We start from the raw sequence: 248 nt of genomic DNA, 5'->3' as shown, positions 1-248 counted from the left end.
AACGAAAAACCGCGCACGGGGCCGGGTGTTGCGGTATGGCCGCTTTACTGCTGTTGGTTCAAACCGAGAAGTTCGGCGGTTTCAGGAGAAAACGCCGGCTCCACTTCGACTGCCGGGACTTCAGGTTCTTCGATCTTGAACAGCCCTGCATCATCGATGGCCGCAAACACGTTGGTATCGCAACGCGGGCGGCCTGCGCGCAAGACAGCGGCAACAACCGCCTCATCCTGAGCGAGTACCTGTGCTTC

General features: G+C 59.3%; 1 protein-coding gene. It reads right to left on the bottom strand.

The features are described from left to right. Positions 1–44: 44 nt before the first annotated feature. The coding region (locus tag AC1RO3_RS09335; protein ID WP_481764141.1) for a hypothetical protein at positions 45–248 on the bottom strand (204 nt) is incomplete at its 5' end.

The sequence above is a fragment of the Dellaglioa sp. CoH-57-MRSF-19 genome (assembly GCF_056781975.1).
Note: the sequence above shows the minus strand (reverse complement) of the source record. Positions and strands in the feature narration are given on the sequence as shown.